This is a genomic window from Ancylomarina salipaludis, assembly GCF_004122035.1.
Taxonomy (GTDB): domain Bacteria; phylum Bacteroidota; class Bacteroidia; order Bacteroidales; family Marinifilaceae; genus Ancylomarina; species Ancylomarina salipaludis.
On sequence record NZ_SAXA01000007.1, the window covers coordinates 1 to 14,757 of the forward strand.

Annotated in this window: 17 protein-coding genes; 5 read left to right on the plus strand and 12 right to left on the minus strand. The window is 35.8% G+C overall.

All coding sequences use genetic code 11. The annotated features are described in order from the left end of the window. Positions 1 to 132 precede the first annotated feature (132 nt). The 8 genes from EO244_RS17145 to EO244_RS08765 all read right to left on the minus strand — a co-directional run bounded on the left by EO244_RS17145 (position 133) and on the right by EO244_RS08765 (position 5,371). On the minus strand, positions 133 to 267 hold the full coding sequence (locus EO244_RS17145) for a hypothetical protein (RefSeq protein ID WP_262707918.1): 135 nt from the start codon (positions 265 to 267) through the stop codon (positions 133 to 135). Between the two features lie 201 nt (positions 268 to 468). Beyond that, the gene (rimO, locus tag EO244_RS08735; protein ID WP_129254290.1) at positions 469 to 1,767 is read right to left on the minus strand and encodes a 30S ribosomal protein S12 methylthiotransferase RimO; all 1,299 of its coding nucleotides are present in this window, start codon (positions 1,765 to 1,767) and stop codon (positions 469 to 471) included. 277 nt (positions 1,768 to 2,044) lie between these two features. Further along, positions 2,045 to 2,995 (minus strand): signal recognition particle-docking protein FtsY, encoded by a 951-nt coding sequence (gene ftsY, locus EO244_RS08740; protein ID WP_129254291.1) that lies wholly within the window; start codon positions 2,993 to 2,995, stop codon positions 2,045 to 2,047. Positions 2,996 to 3,208: 213 nt separating this feature from the next. Further along, positions 3,209 to 3,361 carry a DUF4295 domain-containing protein gene (locus EO244_RS08745; protein WP_129254292.1) on the minus strand — a complete coding sequence of 51 codons (153 nt, stop codon included), beginning with the start codon at positions 3,359 to 3,361 and terminating at the stop codon, positions 3,209 to 3,211. Between the two features lie 9 nt (positions 3,362 to 3,370). Further along, positions 3,371 to 3,553 carry a 50S ribosomal protein L33 gene (gene rpmG, locus EO244_RS08750; RefSeq protein ID WP_125032072.1) on the minus strand — a complete coding sequence of 61 codons (183 nt, stop codon included), beginning with the start codon at positions 3,551 to 3,553 and terminating at the stop codon, positions 3,371 to 3,373. A 12-nt stretch (positions 3,554 to 3,565) separates the two neighbouring features. Beyond that, positions 3,566 to 3,808, minus strand: a complete 243-nt coding sequence (rpmB, locus tag EO244_RS08755; RefSeq protein ID WP_129254293.1) for a 50S ribosomal protein L28 — start codon at positions 3,806 to 3,808, stop codon at positions 3,566 to 3,568. 254 nt (positions 3,809 to 4,062) lie between these two features. Continuing rightward, complete coding sequence (locus EO244_RS08760; protein WP_129254294.1) at positions 4,063 to 4,668, minus strand: MarC family protein; 606 nt, start codon at positions 4,666 to 4,668, stop codon at positions 4,063 to 4,065. 196 nt (positions 4,669 to 4,864) lie between these two features. Continuing rightward, a complete protein-coding gene (locus EO244_RS08765; protein ID WP_129254295.1) occupies positions 4,865 to 5,371 on the minus strand; it encodes a hypothetical protein in 507 nt (168 codons plus the stop codon). 103 nt (positions 5,372 to 5,474) lie between these two features. Here EO244_RS08765 and EO244_RS08770 point away from each other — a divergent pair, with 103 nt between their 5' ends. Continuing rightward, positions 5,475 to 5,999: a DUF6155 family protein gene (locus EO244_RS08770; protein ID WP_129254296.1), complete on the plus strand. Its 525-nt coding sequence runs from the start codon at positions 5,475 to 5,477 to the stop codon at positions 5,997 to 5,999. 799 nt (positions 6,000 to 6,798) lie between these two features. Next, a complete protein-coding gene (locus EO244_RS08775) occupies positions 6,799 to 8,457 on the plus strand; it encodes a phosphoenolpyruvate carboxykinase (ATP) (RefSeq protein ID WP_206734521.1) in 1,659 nt (552 codons plus the stop codon). A 99-nt stretch (positions 8,458 to 8,556) separates the two neighbouring features. Here EO244_RS08775 and EO244_RS08780 read toward each other — a convergent pair whose 3' ends face one another. Both EO244_RS08780 and EO244_RS08785 read right to left on the minus strand, forming a co-directional pair. Continuing rightward, positions 8,557 to 9,264 (minus strand): NRDE family protein, encoded by a 708-nt coding sequence (locus EO244_RS08780; protein ID WP_129254297.1) that lies wholly within the window; start codon positions 9,262 to 9,264, stop codon positions 8,557 to 8,559. Further along, positions 9,252 to 9,764: a DinB family protein gene (locus EO244_RS08785; protein ID WP_129254298.1), complete on the minus strand. Its 513-nt coding sequence runs from the start codon at positions 9,762 to 9,764 to the stop codon at positions 9,252 to 9,254. The genes EO244_RS08780 and EO244_RS08785 overlap by 13 nt, the downstream gene beginning before the upstream one ends. A gap of 171 nt (positions 9,765 to 9,935) precedes the next feature. On the opposite strand from EO244_RS08785, the gene EO244_RS08790 reads away from it, so the two are divergent. From EO244_RS08790 to EO244_RS08800, 3 genes are all read left to right on the plus strand, one after another. Continuing rightward, positions 9,936 to 10,976: an ATP-grasp domain-containing protein gene (locus EO244_RS08790; RefSeq protein ID WP_129254299.1), complete on the plus strand. Its 1,041-nt coding sequence runs from the start codon at positions 9,936 to 9,938 to the stop codon at positions 10,974 to 10,976. Between the two features lie 139 nt (positions 10,977 to 11,115). Further along, positions 11,116 to 12,285, plus strand: a complete 1,170-nt coding sequence (locus EO244_RS08795; protein ID WP_129254300.1) for a DUF819 family protein — start codon at positions 11,116 to 11,118, stop codon at positions 12,283 to 12,285. A gap of 13 nt (positions 12,286 to 12,298) precedes the next feature. Next, positions 12,299 to 12,700, plus strand: a complete 402-nt coding sequence (locus EO244_RS08800; RefSeq protein WP_129254301.1) for a (deoxy)nucleoside triphosphate pyrophosphohydrolase — start codon at positions 12,299 to 12,301, stop codon at positions 12,698 to 12,700. A gap of 129 nt (positions 12,701 to 12,829) precedes the next feature. Here EO244_RS08800 and EO244_RS08805 read toward each other — a convergent pair whose 3' ends face one another. Together EO244_RS08805 and EO244_RS08810 are read right to left on the minus strand one after the other, a co-directional pair. Beyond that, positions 12,830 to 13,552, minus strand: a complete 723-nt coding sequence (locus EO244_RS08805) for an SDR family oxidoreductase (protein ID WP_129254302.1) — start codon at positions 13,550 to 13,552, stop codon at positions 12,830 to 12,832. A gap of 276 nt (positions 13,553 to 13,828) precedes the next feature. Then, complete coding sequence (locus EO244_RS08810; RefSeq protein ID WP_129254303.1) at positions 13,829 to 14,695, minus strand: hypothetical protein; 867 nt, start codon at positions 14,693 to 14,695, stop codon at positions 13,829 to 13,831. Positions 14,696 to 14,757: the final 62 nt, after the last annotated feature.

The window sequence follows — 14,757 nt, forward strand, 5'->3', positions numbered from 1 at the left end:
GAATCTTTTCTTAGATAAAGAATAGGAATAAGATTTTTATAACTTTGGATAACCGTAGATGGATAAAAAGATGACACTACTATCCAAAAAATACTAATAATCTGTCAAGCTATTTCAGGAGAAGACACTCCCTTATAAGTTTCCAACATTCCCCTGGTGATTTTCAGTCTTCCCTTTGTCATTTCCAGCATTCCCCCAAAGGTTTTCCACATTCCCTTTATTATTTTCAGCCTTCCCCCGAACGTTTCTACAATTCCCCTGACTCATTTCCAGCTTCCCCTTTAAAAGTTCTTTATTCCCCTGAACAACATCTAAAGGACAATATCAAAGTTCTGCTTAATAATTTGCATCCACTATATGATAAAGAAAAAGCTTTCACCTGTTTCCATCATTGAAAACATGCAAAAGCTTTATATATTTTTCCCGACAAACTCTGGCCAGGCGATAATCACTCTAATTAGTAGCGAATTAGATCACAACAGCGAACAAATCGTAATCTTCGGCATCGGTTATCTCAACTTCACACATCTCACCTATTTTAAGATCAAAGTCTTCACTTGAAATCAAAACCTCGGGATCTACTTCATAAGAATCAAACTCCGTACGTCCGTAATAAAAATCATCATCCTTTCGGTCGATAATCACTTTCATGCTTTCACCAATACGAGCCTGATTGGCTTGGCGCGAAATCTCCTGCTGAAGCTCCATAATTTCATCCTTACGTGCCTCTTTAACCTCTTGAGGGATATCATCAGTATAATGAATCGCAGCATACGTATCATCCTCGTCCGAATAAGGAAAAACTCCCAAACGCTCGAACTTCATTTCCTGAACAAAAGCTTTCAAATCTTCCATATCAGCCTCCGTTTCGCCAGGATGTCCAACCAACATGGTTGTACGCAAAGTGATACCGGGAACCTCTTCTCTAATCCGATTGATTAATTCAACCGTTTGTTCACGATTAATCCCCCGACGCATTAACGACAGCATATTATCACTTGAATGCTGAAGAGCGATATCCAAATAACGACAGACCTTTGGGTTTTCGCGCATCACCTTAAGAATATCGTAAGGAAATTGTGTTGGATAGGCGTAGTGCAATTTAATCCACTCCAAACCTTCAACCTCTGACAGTTTCTCAATCAGCTCAGCCAACATCGATTTGCCATACAAATCGTGCCCGTAATACGATAAATCCTGAGCAATAACCAAAAATTCTTTCACTCCAGCAGCTGCCAAATTGGTTGCTTCTTCAACAATTTCTTCAACCGGACGAGAAATATGCTTACCGGTAATAATAGGAATCGCACAATACGAACAACCACGATTACACCCCTCTGATATCTTCAGGTAAGCAAAATGCTTGGGAGTTGTAATCATTCTCATGTTCGAGAAATCAGGCTTATAGTCTTTGTTTAGTTCTTTAACGATAGACTTCCACTCAAACTTGCCAAAAAACTTATCAACCTCAGGAATTTCAACAGCCAAATCGTCACGATAGCGTTCCGACAAACAGCCCATAACAAAAAGGGTATCGATAAGGCCCTCTTTCTTAGCATCGGCATATTGCAAAATCATATCGATAGATTCTTCTTTAGCATCGCCGATAAATCCACAAGTATTAATAATAATGGTACGGGCATCGCTATTGTCTTCGTCACAGCTTACCACAAACTGGTTCGCATCCAACTGCTTCATCAAAAGTTCGGTATCCACCAGATTTTTAGAACAACCTAAACTAACGATATTGATTTTATTTTGACTCATGATTATTTGGTATGAGAGTGTTGATATCAGATTATAAATAAAAAGATCAGCGTAATTATTGCCTACTTCATTCTATTTTAGCGCACAAAAATAAGACAAAAAAAAGGGCTTTCCCACTCTTTGCATGTATTTTGAATACAGTTCTTATGGAATAAACAAAGACAAACGAATCCATTAACTCAATTTAAATCTTTCTTTTCTATCAGGATCTCATCTGTTTTAACAAAAAAAAGACCCTTACAAGAGTAAGAGTCTTTCCATATATATCTTATTCAGCCTAACTGAAAAGCGAATCAACAAATTCATCACGGTTGAAAACCTGAAGGTCGGTCATTGCCTCTCCAATTCCAATATACTTCACCGGAATTTTAAATTGATCAGAAACACCAATAACAACACCACCTTTTGCCGTACCATCAAGCTTTGTAATCGCTAAAGCATTCACATCAGTTGCTAAAGTAAACTGTTTGGCTTGTTCAAATGCATTCTGCCCGGTTGAACCATCCAAAACCAACAAGATTTCATGAGGCGCATCAGGAATAACACGATCCATTACACGTTTAATTTTACTCAACTCATTCATCAGGTTAATTTTATTGTGCAAACGTCCGGCTGTATCAATAATCACCACATCAATACCATCTTTTTTGGCTTTTGTTAATGTTTCGAATGCCACCGAAGCAGGATCAGCACCCATCCCCTGGTCGACAATTGGTACTTGAACTCTGTCAGCCCAAATATGTAATTGATCGACAGCAGCTGCACGAAAAGTATCCGCAGCACCTAACATCACCTTGCGTCCTGATTGTTTAAATTGATAAGCGAGTTTACCAATAGTGGTCGTTTTACCTACACCATTAACACCAACAACCATAATCACATATGGATTGTCAGATTTTGGTAATTCCCAGGCATCATATTCGCCTTTATTGTTCTCTTGTAAAAGCCCGGAAATCTCTTCTTTAAGAATGCGATTTAACTCAGATGTACCTAAAAACTTATCTTCGTCAACGCGTTTTTCGATCCTCTCAATGATTCGAACAGTTGTATCCACCCCTACATCTGATGAAATCAGAATTTCTTCCAATTCATCCAATACGTCTTCATCAACTTTCGATTTACCAACAACTGCTCTGGAAAGCTTTTTAAACACACTTTCCTTCGTTTTTGCAAGTCCTTTATCTAGGTTTTCTTTTTTCGATTTTGAAAAAATGCCAAATAATCCCATAGTCTATTATACAGTTTAGGCCCGCTAAATTACAAAAAAAATGCTGCTATCGGTTTATAATTATTTTTTTATTTGACTTATCAAGTCTTTAGCAAAAAGATTTGAAAGCAAGACAAATTCCAGCCCTTCATAAAAAAAAGTTTACTGAATTTTAAAGCAAAAAAAAAGCTCCTCATAATTGAGGAGCCTTTAAATCGATATAGAAACTCTTTACTATTTAGCAAAGAAATCTTTTACGTCTGCATTAGGAACGATCTCTTCTTTAAAAGAATATGCTCCTGTTTTAGGTGATTTAACCATCTTGATTACTTTGGCGTAACCACGACCTTCACCTTTTTGTAAGGTTGCTACTACTTTCTTAGCCATAACTTAATATTATTTAATTTCTCTATGAAGAGTAACTTTTTTCAAAATTCTATTATACTTCTTCAACTCCATACGATCAGGAGTATTCTTTTTGTTCTTAGTAGTAATGTATCTTGAAGTTCCAGGCATTCCACTATCTTTATGCTCAGTACACTCAAGAATTACTTGTACTCTATTACCTTTTTTAGCCATTTTATATGCCTTTTAATAATTTTTAATAAATCCTTTTTCTTGAGCTTTTTTCAAAGCACCTTGAACACCTAATTTGTTAATTAGACGTACACCGGCAGCAGAAATTCTTAATTCAATCCAGCGATCTTCCTCAGGAAGATAGAACTTCTTATCGAATAGATTTGGATAAAATCTTCTCTTAGTTCTTCTTTTAGAGTGAGAAACATTATTTCCCACCATTACGCTCTTTCCAGTAATTTGACAAACTCTTGACATAGTCCAGATTATTTTTTTTCCTTAAATGCTTTTCAAACAGTGCGCAAAATACGCAATAATTTTCGAATTATTCAAATCTATTTGTAAGTTTTTTACAGTGAAATAGCAAATTTTATTTTCCGACTGACATGTAGCATCGAGAAAGTCCAATAATAAAGTAGCACACAGCTTTTTCTTCAAATTATTTGAGCGGACAAAGTTAGCATAAATACCTACTTACACGCTATAATTCGCAAATATTTCAAGCCTATTTTCTATAAAACCTCCTTTATCATAGGAATCAAGGTTCTTATTGAAACCGCAACATTGGTCATAAAGAGCTTAACTGAAATAGCTAACAAGATGATTCCAAACACTTTTCGTAAGATATGAATCCCACCTTCACCTAAAAATCGTTCCACAATAGAAGTCGATCTCAAAACAAGATAAACAATGAATAAATTAAGAACCAGAGCAGCAATAATATTCTCAAGAGCATATTCTGCACGCAAAGCAACAACCGAAGTAAACGATCCCGCTCCTGCAACCAAAGGAAATGCAATCGGAACAATAGATACTCCGGAAGGGCCATCGTATTTAATAATTTCAATTCCTAAAGCCATCTCCACTCCCATTATAAACAAGATAAACGAACCTGCAATGGCAAAACTCGAAATATCTACTCCAAAAAGCCCTAACAATTTCTCACCCAAAAAAGTGAATCCAATTAATACAACAAGGGCAACAACACTTGCTTTTAGCGCTTTAATTTCGCCTCCTTTTTTCTTTAAATCCACAAGTATTGGAATGGCTCCAATAATATCAATTACGGCAAACAGTACCATAAAAGCAGAAACGATCTCAATAAAACTAAAATGCATACTCTTTTCTTTTTAAGCCCCGATTCGTATCAGGATAAAACATATTTTCTAATCCAAATTGAAACAATGACACTTCGCATTGTTTAAAAGTATGACCAATTAAACAAGTTTAACACATCTCATTTTCTCAAAATGCGTGCAAATATAATACAGTTTTCTCAATTTTTGTTAAAATTACAACAATTCAATAGGCTTTCTAAATCAAATCTTCAATTGCAATCACAAGTTTTGCATTTATACGAACCATCAACTTTTCAATCAAGCCCAGAAAGTTTTCAAAAAAAATATCCGACTCAACCAATTCGTCAAGTCTGGACAAGTCATCACCAATTTGCCAATAATCCTGTTCTGATTTGTTCCAATTCTTTATCATTTCAAGACAATGAATTGGTAGAATAATAGAAAAACCATAAATAGGAATAGGCATTAATCCAAAAACATCATCCTCAAAAATCTTATCTATCTCTTCAGCCAGAGCATTCAAATAACCATTAAAACAATCAAAAAGATCTTCTAAAAAATCCACATCGTTTATATCCAATTCAGCAAGTTCGTTCTTCGAATCATTATATATGGCATGTATTAATAACAAATATGCCTCGATTTTCTCAATTTTACCATCTTTAGTCATTCCAGGCTGAACTTTATAAAATTCCAATATATTATTTAAAATCTCCAATCGAGAGATATTTTCCTCTTCCATTATTTAAAGCTTAATATTACTTATTACAATATTACTTATTTTTGACAAACCAATGATCAATTGTTAAGTGGAAGTAAACACAATTGAATAAAACCGGACTTTTATGAGTAAACGCGATTTAAAACTTTATTTGCATGATCTGAATAAAGAACAACTCCAAGATCAAGTTACAGAACTCTATTCACGTTTTAAGGAAGTGAAAGAATATTACGACTTTGCTTTTAATCCAAATGAAAACAAACTTATAGAAGAGTGTAAGTTTAAAATCTCAAAAGAATACTTCCCCAATACAAAGAGAAGAGCTAAGTGCAGGCGTTCTGTTGCACAAAACTATATTCGTCACTTTAAACGTTTAGGTGTTGAACCGTCTCACATTGCAGATATCATGCTCTACAATATCGAAATTGCACAAACATTCTCTTCAGAAAAAGAAAACATTCAGGATGCTTTTTGCAAAAGTATGTTAAAATCATTTGAAGAAGCCCTTACCTTCACTTCAGACAATGGTCTGTTAAAGGAGTTTTCTTCACGAATTGAAAAAATCGCAGACGAAAGTTCAATCCAAAGGTGGTTTAATAAAGAATCTTTTGTGAAATTGACCGATCACCAAAACTTAACATATCATTAATTAAGAGTACTATGTGGAATATCATTTAAACACGATAAAACAATAAAATCACATGATAAATTGATCAATAATAAGTGTATCCTTTTTATAAAATCATTATAAACAAGGAAAATAAAAACAAAATTTAGCAAATAGTTCAATAAAATTTCTAACTTTAGTTCGGAAATTCTATACAGAACATAGGATTTGCAAACTAAATGATTGCAAGCGAAAGCTTGGTTAGTAGGTTAATTAATCCTTTAGAATTATTTGCCCATGTTTCCCCTAAAACATGGGCATTTTTTTTCAAATTCCCCCTTCCTCTCCTAAGATCCATTTGACTCAGTTCAAAAGAAGAATACAAGCTCTTGTAATTCTATATTTTTTTTTACATTTGGTTTGCTCCTTATTTTTAATTAAATTATGTAATCGAAAACGAAAGTATTTAATCAATTTTAAAGAGAATTTATTTTTAATATTTTTTTAACACAACGCCAAAAATCATCCCCGTTTTCAATTTTATCAACGCGCAAACGAAATCGTTTGCATAAAATATGATTAATTTATTTTTTCTCTAATCAATCACTATTAAAAGACATAACGGTCCGAAACAATTGAAAATTAAGAAGTAAGAGTTGGAAGTAAAATAGAAAACTTGGAAAAAGCTACTGTATCAGGAAGATATACAACTTCTTTCCCACGTTAAACCTACAAAATATCAATGAGAATAAATAAAAAATAAATGTAAAAAATAGATTTACATATTAGGATAGTTAAATATCTCGTCATAGTTTTGGGCTTCCAAACTAAAAAAAATATGATGAGTACAATTGAAATTAGCATGATTGAAGAACTAAAGAAAGTTTTAGAAAAACATCAAGATGTTAGAGATGATCTTTCAAGAGAAGATTTAATTACAAAAGCTGTTGAAAATAAAGATGCCATTGTAACACCCAACGGTGCACTTGCTACTTGGACACCATCTAATTCAACTGGTCGTAGCCCTAAAGACACATATATTGTTAGAAACCCGGAAAGTGAATTAAATATTGACTGGACATCACCTAATAATATCGGCCTCAACCCGCAAACGTTTGCGCTCATCTATGAAGATGCTCTAAAAACAATTCAAAGCAAAAAAACCATATTTACCACTACACGAGTAATCGGTGCAGATGCTAAATATGCACTCCCAGTAAAAACAATTTCTGACAAAGCTCTTAATCAGGTTTTCATCGACAATATGTTTCGACCTGTACCTGAAGATATTCAGAAATCGATTTTTGCTGATCAGGAATTCCAACTAATTGCACTTCCTAACGATGAATTAGATAAAGACCGTTATAAAGGTCTTGTGCGTGATTTGCCAAACGGAGAAACATCAGGACTTTGCGTTGTTGTTGATTTTGACAAACGAATCGGTATTGTTTTCGGTTCAAAATATCAGGGTAGCATGAAAAAATTGATGTTTACCGTGATGAACTACCTGCTTCCTTTTAATGGTGTATTGCCATTACATTGCTCAGCGAATGAAGGAAAAGATAAAGATTCTGCTTTACTATTAGGTCTTTCAGGAACTGGTAAAACAACCCTTTCTGCTGATCCTAATCGTGCCCTTTTAGGTGACGATGAACATGGATGGAGCGACAATGGTATTTTCAATTTCGAAAACGGATGTTATGCCAAGATGATTGATATGGAGCGTAAAAACGAACCTGAGATTTGGGATGCCGTTATGCACAATGCAGATTACAAGAAACATGGTGCGATCATTGAAAATGCAATGATGTATCCTAATGGAGAGATTGATTTCTTCGATACAAGATACACACCAAACTCACGTGCATCTTATCCTCTTGAGTTCTTAAACAATATCAAACCTGAGTCTACAGCTGGTCATCCTAAAACAATTCTATTCCTGACTGCTGATGCTTATGGCGTATTGCCTCCTGTATCAAAATTAACAAAAGAACAGGCTATGCTTTGGTTCCTAATGGGATATACCTCAAAATTAGCAGGTACCGAGACCGGAGTTACTGAACCTCAGGCAACTTTCTCTCGTTTCTTCGGACAACCATTTATGCCTTGTAATCCAAACATTTATGCAGATATGCTTGGAGCTAAAATGGATGAGCACAACACCAATGTATTCTTAATCAATACCGGATGGAGCGGCGGATCATACGGAACCGGATCTCGTATCAAATTAAAGTATACAAGAGCAATGGTTGATGCAGCTTTAAATGGTGAGCTTGATAAGGTTGAGTATGTTAAGGACGAATTATTCCACGTGAATGTTCCGACAACTTGTCCTAATGTTCCTACTGAAATGTTGCTTCCAATCAACACTTGGGAAGATAAACAGGCTTACAAGACTACTGCAGAAAACTTAGCGAAGAAATTTTCTGAGAATTACGACAAAGCATATAGCAAGCAAGATATAGATGCTGCTATTATTGCCCAGTGTCCAGGAAAATAAGACCCAACTTTTTGATTCTATAGGAATCTCATAAATAAAAAATGGCTATCGGTTGATTTCGATAGCCATTTCTTATTATTATCATTTAATTACAAAATCTTAATCTGTTTTATTAAGGTCGTCCTCAGTTAACTCTATATATCGCATCTTATACTCACTTCCGAATCCTAATATCTGAGTGATACAAACTGTCCTCACAAAATTTCTTCTGTTCATCAATAAGCCGTACTCCTTATTCCCTGAGCCTCCTGTTTTATGAAATTCTAATATCGAATCTGCATTTAATTGGCTAGCATTATTCAACCAATCCTGAAACCACTTCTTCCGCTCAAGCTTCATCGCATCAGTATACAAGCTTGTTGACGACCAGATATGAGACTTAGAACTATCAAATTCCTTAATAAATAATTTTTGTTCATCCCAAACCAACTCAGTCAACCTGATCCCGGTTTTGTTTTCAACAACAATTAAGGTAAAAGCCTCAATGCCATCAAAGGGATAGTTTTTAATAAAATCATCGAGATTGGCATATCCAAAAAAATCAAGAAGCATCAAACCCCTACTCTGCCTGTAATTGGCTTTACGTTTATGCTTTTTGAAAGCACCATTAAGCACACACAGACATGTGTCTTTACAATTGCTGATTATCCAGCTACCATTAGCTTTTGAATCTTTAGGATAAAACAATTCAAAGCCATTGTAAATATATTTTTGAGGCCTTAGAGCAAGTCGGCTAGGATCTTCATCTCTATTGACCGTGATAATAAAATCACGACCAACAATTGGAATATAACTTAATGTGCACATTGGTCTTTATTATAACGAATTGTTGAATAAGCAACTCCAAAATTTGCATCAACCTTCACATGAGGAAATTGCTGATTAAGTGCAATGCGTATTAAGGCCATATGATGAATGGCATGCTCTAAATTATAAGCCAGCTCGCGCATCAAATTCGACTTCACTTGTTTGACTGCCCCACTATCCTGATCAAAATTGAGATACAAACTTAAATTCTTATTCACCGATGATTCTTCTAACCAAGCTAGAATTAAAGCCAGTCTTTCCTTGGCTACCAAAGGTTCGTTCTCTATTTGAATGGAACGCACACGTGTGTCATAATTGATTTCCCCAAGTTCGGAACCTTCTCTTAATATATCGAAGAATTCAATAATATGGCGCATATGCTTACCGATAGAACTGCCTAACAATAACGACGAACAGTGTGAATATTCATCTTTTTTTAAATTCTCACACAAGTGAAATAGCTGAGTGCATATTTCTTTAGAAGCGTTTATAATCTGCATAGAGTCTGTTTCAATTATAAAAACAAGATATTAAAAACAAGTCGTAAAATATAATTCTAACCAGATGAATTTTAATGCACCCCACATTTAAGATTTACAGGTCTTTTTTCATCCCCATCATCACGAGCGTAATTATATTTCTTATATATTTAGGTAGTAAAAACCTAAACTATGCCCTTAAAGAAAAGATACTACCCGCAATTTATTCTCAAATGGATCAAATTTGAATTTTGGCCATCATGGGTTTTCTATGCTCCCATGTTTTTATATGGATTTGTTTTAGCTCTAAAAAGCGGATCATTTAGTTATTTTACAGCTACAAATCCCGGACTGGCCTTTGGAGGAGCATATGGCACAGATAAAACCAAACTACTCAATTCTCTCTCTTCAAAATACCATACCAAAGACTTTTTAGCTAAAAAAAATAAATCCGCAGATGAAATCATTCATTTGATGCAAGAAGAAAACATCACCTTCCCTATTGTAGCAAAGCCCAATATTGGCGAACGAGGCCGTGGTGTTGAAAAAATAGATAATAAGCTTGCCCTGGAAAACTATTTAAAAATCATTTCTGAAGATTTAATCATTCAGGAATTTGTTGATTATCCTATCGAATTGGGCATTTTTTATCATCGCTTTCCCAACAGCACACAAGATGGTATCAGCTCTGTGGTGATGAAAGAGTTTTTAAGCATTACAGGTAATGGTCGGGATACCTTCGGAAGACTGGTTTCGAGAAATTTCAGGGCAAAATCGCGTCTGAAATATCTCAAAGCCAAGTATGCGAGCAAATGGAATCTTATTATACCTGAGGGCATCACGTTTAAAATTGAACCCATAGGGAACCATTGTCGGGGAACCACATTTCTGGATGGTAACCATTTAATTGATGATAAACTGGTACAGGTCTTTAGAGAAATATCAAAACCATTAGAGGGATTCTATTATGGTCGTTTTGATATTAAAGTCAATAGTATTCGTGACTTGTACGAAGGTGAAAACATCAAAGTATTAGAGATTAACGGAACCAATTCGGAACCTGCCCATATTTACGATCCGGATTATTCCTTATTTAAAGCTTACAGCGAGATTATTAAGCACATGAACCTGGTTTATAAAATCAGTAAGGCGAACAGGGCGCTTGGTATAAAACCAATGCCTTTTTCTAATCTGATAAAAGGCCTGTTTCATCATTTCTTTGGAAAAAAATAAATACGCTTGCACCATGCTGCAAAGTAGATTAGCAACGGCTTCGTAAATCCAGCTCGCATCTACTTTACAAAAACAATAAATTCCTGCCCATTAAAAATACAATTTTACTAAATTGCAGCTCAATTTTTAAAAACACACTATGGATTCATACATTTCTCCCGACAGTCATTTTATTCTCTTTTTTATTGTAGCAGGTGCCGCAGCTTTTGGTATCTATTCGGAACACAAAAAATGGTTTGGTAAACTATCGGGGATACTGGTTACAATGATATCCATGTCGATATTAGCCATGTTGGGCGTTCTTCCCGTTGCTTCAAACCCCAATGTTAAAGTTGAGGTGTACGATATGGTTTTCACCTATTTTATTCCCATTTCGATTCCCATGCTTTTATTTAGTTCGAACCTAACAAAAATTATTAAGGAAAGCGGGAAATTACTTTTGGCCTATACTATTGGTGCAATAGGAATTGTGCTTGGCTGTTTCCTTGCCGTTTCGTTAATCGATTTGGGTACTGATGGCGGTAATACTGCTGGTGTTATTGCGGCCACATTAATTGGGGGAAGTGTCAATTTTATAGCCGCTGCCGAAAGTTTGAATTTTAGTACAAACCCAATGTTTACAGCCACAATTGCTGTAGATAACTTGGTGTCAAACCTATACACACTTTTCTTATTCCTGACCCCCTCATTGGTGTTTCTATCGCGTTTCTTTGTCAAACCAAAAAAAGAGAACGAAATCGACTCTAATGAAGGCAGCCAGAAAAATGAATACCCTATGACTCTGGAACGCATCGCGGTTTCAGTTTTTATTGCCGCACTTATCGCTGGTGCAGGAACCTTTATCGCTCCATACTTAGAGAGATTGATTCAGACCGAAATAAACTTAAGCATTCTACTTATTACTCTATTTGCCGTATTGGCCGCCAACCTTTTTCCTAAACACCTAAAAGCATTAGAAAATACAGCTTTCTCGATTGGTATCTGGATGATGTATATTTTCTTAGCCGTAATTGGTGCCGCAACAAATATTCATCAAATTTTCGAAATAGGTCCTGCAATTCTGGCATTCTATATTGTTATTATGATGTTTCATTTTGTTTTCTTACTGGCACTGGCAAAACTATTCAAACTGGATGTTTACGAAGTGGTTATTTCTTCTGCTGCCAATATTATGGGACCTTCTGTAGCCGCACCTATGGCTGCTTCGATGGGACAAAAGAAACTCATTACGCCCGGAATTCTGGTGGGGATTTTAGGTTATATCATTGGTACATTTGTAGGTGTTTCCATAGCCGTTTTTCTAAGCTAGCCTGCATCAAAATATGACATCGAAAAAAATAATTGAAGTTACAGCCGCGATTATCCGAAAGGGTAATCGCTTTCTTTGTGCGCGACGAAAAGCTTCAAGCGAACAAGGCGGGAAATGGGAATTCCCAGGTGGCAAGATTGAAACCAATGAAAGTCCTGAGCAATGCCTCGAAAGAGAACTTCATGAAGAATTTGCAATTCAGTCTGTTTGCGGAAAGTTTCTGTGTGAGAACACACACGACTATGGTGACAAAATCATCAAGCTAAAGGCCTACTTTGTCAAGCACACAAGTGGCGATTTTCAACTTTTGGCACACCAACAGATACAATGGCTGAACCTGAATGAAATGCAACAACTCGATTGGGCCGAAGCTGACCTACCCATCGTTGATAAACTCACAAGCCATTACAAATAAGGCAACGAATCAATACCGACTGAGTGTTTTAATCATTTTATCTACTTGCACAAGATAGCTGAAAATGAAGTTTAGTTCATTCACAAAGCTCATGAGTACGCAAAACCTCATTTGAAAGCGAAGTTGTTACTAAATCAGCTGCTCGCCCCCATCGCAATATAAAATTTGCCCGGTCAGGAAGTGATTATCCAGAATATAATCCAGCGATTTAAGAATAGGTTGCATGCCACCCGGTTTTTTCATTGGGGTTTTAGCCGCCCGATTTTCCAGATAATCTTCCTCAGCGTTAATAGGAGCAATGGTTGAACCCGGCGCAATGCCATTGACTCGAATATCCGGTCCAAATTCCAAAGCACCCATTTGAGTGAGATGAGATAAGGCAACTTTCGACAGACTATAAGCCGCATAGTCAGATGCAAACCTTGATATTCGTGTATCCAGGAAATTGACAATAAGGCCACGTTGACAGATATTCGCAAAATCGCGCATTAAAATAAAGGGTGCTCTAAAGTTGATCTGCATCTGTTCGTTAATCAGGTCGAGACTTGTATTTTTAATCGAACCAGGACTATAAACAGAAGCATTATTAATCAGCAAATCGATCTGCCCAAATTCTTCACTGACCTCAGCGATTAGAGATTCACAGGCAAGCTCATCGGAAAGATTACAACCAAACACTTTAAAAACCTGCTTGGGATAAAGAGCTTTAAGGTAATCTCTCAAAGCCATCGCCTCAGCTTTCGACGTATTGTAATGAAGGGCCAAATTCCACGACTGCTTAGCCAAATGAAGCGCCAACTCCTTTCCTATTCGTTTTGCCGATCCTGTAATTAATGCTGTTCTGGTTTCCATATCTTGATCTTAAATAGCTTAGCTGTAAAAGTACATCAATTCTAGAGTTTGAAGCCATCTTAACCTAATGGTTTTTCCACTGTCATGATCTGCCATACGATTTTTATTAGCTTCGTCGAACTTCGCTACGGTTCCCTACCCCTAAATCCCCTGAAGGGGACTCAAAAGACACTCCACTTAAGCCCCTTCAGGGGTTTGGGGTAATAGATTCTCTTAATTGTGTCGCTTTTATAAAAAAGCTTGATGGCGTTGAGCGCTAGCGACATCATTTTATTCCTAAATAATTTCAAATGGTTCGATATCTTTTCTGGTTTTGTAATATTCTAAGAGCGTTTTTTTAAGCGTCCCATCTTCTATAAGCATTCTATGAAGCTCTTTTTCATACTTTTTACATATTTCATCCGTATTTTTCATACTCCCTTCTTCAGCTTCAATCTTCTCACTTAAACTCTTTATTATTTGAAGATGTACCTTTCGCAAGTTTGGATCATTCAATGCTTCCTGACAGAATCCGGCAATTAAAAAGTTAACTTTATTTTCGAGTTTGTAAGCAAAAGGTGGTGCTCCACATCCAAAGTGAAAAGCAAAACCTCTATCCGGAATATATCCGGCAATATCGATATAAGCAAAGGAAATTTGCAAGAGACTGTCTATTCCAATACACGTCTTATTGGATTTAATAATATCCTTATATTCTTCCGTTTCGGTTTTATTCATATAATAACTTGAAAAAGCCGTATTGAAGATTCCTGCAAAAACAGGATCATTACAATAATGCGCAGTAATAAGCTCTCTAACCTTATCACAATTACAACCTTGTGTTACAAATAAAGAATCAACGCATTCACCTGCTTTTGCATTAAGACTGGAATAATAGGCATTACTAATCCTATTTGAATAAGCACTGTAAAAACCAGCAAATTTGACACTATCCGGAATATGAAATTCCAGTATTTTCTTTTCCTGATTAAAACCAAAATAACGGAAATTAAGCTGAACTCTATTTTGTGTACTATCAGAACATCTAAATTCTGTCATGGTATCAAAAAAAGTATGAATATACTGATGCTCCTTTTCTTTGGTCGATTGGCACCCGACTATGCAAGACGCTATAATCGATAAAATTAATAGGTGTTTTTTCATTCTGTTTTTAAAATTATAAAATAAACGTCGAGTTACGCTTCGCTACGGTTTCCCACCCCAAG